At 45.9% G+C, this 1,932-nt stretch carries 2 protein-coding genes; both read left to right on the forward strand.

From position 1 onward, the window contains the following. Positions 1 to 498, forward strand: a 498-nt coding sequence (locus B3K91_RS03335) for a formylglycine-generating enzyme family protein (protein ID WP_292593984.1), incomplete at its 5' end; no start/stop codon positions are given. Between the two features lie 437 nt (positions 499 to 935). Further along, complete coding sequence (locus B3K91_RS03340; RefSeq protein WP_214060971.1) at positions 936 to 1,688, forward strand: hypothetical protein; 753 nt, start codon at positions 936 to 938, stop codon at positions 1,686 to 1,688. The last annotated feature ends 244 nt before the right edge of the window (positions 1,689 to 1,932 follow it).

Consider the following 1,932-nt stretch of genomic DNA (forward strand, 5'->3'; position numbering starts at 1 on the left):
GCTTATGACGATGATGGCAACTTGCTCGACTCGAGTGGGCACCAAACGACCGACGTATCGAAGGTTGGCGGATACAGACTGCCTACTGAGGCAGAGTGGGAGTATGCGGCAAGGGGCGGAAGAAAGAGCGAAGGCCATAAATACTCGGGGAGCGAAGACGCGGACGAGGTCGCCTGGTATTGCGACAACTCCGGAATCAAGACACATAAAGTTGGGAGTAAGGCCCCGAATGAACTGGGAATCCATGATATGTCTGGGAACGTCTGGGAGTGGTGCTCCGATTGGTACGAGGAAGACTATTACAGGTACAGCCCCAATGTGAACCCGTACAATGCGGAAGGCGACTGCGAACGGGTCATGAGGGGCGGAAGCGTAGGTCTCAGCGAGACTTTCGCCCGGGTAACACATCGGGATTATCTGGAGCCCTCTTCTGCTGGCGACGCCGTAGGCTTCCGCATCTGCAGAACGGCCCCGAATGAACTGCAGGACTATATATGAGACAGTCAGGACATCCCTAACTGTGTCTGGTATTTAAGAATATCCTCTTCTGGCCCGAAGGTCTTAGTGAAGGGGAAATACAACATGACAAAAACACTACTCAATTCTTGTTTGACAGAACGCGCTCATAGAAAGGAGGAATCATATCTGGAGTGAATTTGTTTCTTTCGGAAAACAGCAGGCCTACTACTGAAATGAATCTGCATCGCGCCGCACAAAATAGAATTTTCCCCTGAAATCACCGATTCTCAAACTACCTGCTGAAAACACGTGAGAGTGTGTTATCTTCGGGAACCAAACAACTGGAGGGATCGAATTATGACTGGTGCTGATACGCTTGTGTATAACGGCATAAGAAAACGATAAACAGATTCAGAGAGAATCCTTTCTTTTACTTCACAGAGTCGGACATCCATGCTTCTCTTCACAAAGATATCATGGAGGGAGGCAGCATAGAGCTTGTTCACAGGGAAGAAGGGATAGCTGTTTCCCTTGTTCATCTAGAATATCCTACAAATTTCAGATATGAAAAACGCAAACTTCTTGAGGGATATGGCAATGATGTGTCGATTACATCGATCGACAATGAAGCTAAATACGGTGATAGAGGCAACTTCGATCTCGTTGTTCTAAACAAAGAATTCATCTGTTCTGTATTCGAGACACTTCATGATGGCGAAAATCCACAAGATGCTAACCTCGAAACGATTCTGAAGCATGTGATAAACAAAGACGCCTCGCTTTCGATAGAAAGGAAGCATAAAGATGATTTGACGTATAAGAAAGAAGTGCAGTATGCCATTGAGGTTAAGTTCATACATCCCTTCAATGCGAGAAACATAAATATGTTCGAAGAGGTGATCACAGACAATGAGAAACTAAGATTGGCCACCGAACACTTTGATGGTTTCGTCAAAGCCGTGAACCTTGTTTTCTGTAGCTCACAGGAGAAAGTCAGATCCGATCGTGCAAAAACTGTGATTAAGAGAATAAAGGAATACATCGAAACTGGGAGTATCGTACACGAGAACATACAGTATAAGGTTCCTGAGGCCGTACTTAATGTATTCATCGATTCTCATCTGGATGAGTCGAGAAAAAACACCGACAAACCCATTTCCTGGCCAGCCAAAGGCAGCACGAATTTCGGAGATTGGAGAAATGAACTGATAAATACGATAATAAGGTAATTATCTGTTCAAGATTTCTCTCTGTGACGCTTTCTCGCCTTTTACAACGAGGGAAAACATGAACGTTGTCTTTTGGAGAGCACTGGACAAAATCGGTGAGTAGCCCAGGGGGATTTCACCCCCAACCATCCGGGGACGTAAGGCTGGCTTAGCCAGGAGGGAGAACCTTTCTAGGTCAGGACGTTAGGTTGCATGAACTAACTCAATTGGTCATCCTGAAGAGCTCTTGGTCAGGATCTGGTCT

Source organism: Mesotoga sp. UBA5847, assembly GCF_002432735.1.
Taxonomy (GTDB): Bacteria; Thermotogota; Thermotogae; order Petrotogales; family Kosmotogaceae; genus Mesotoga.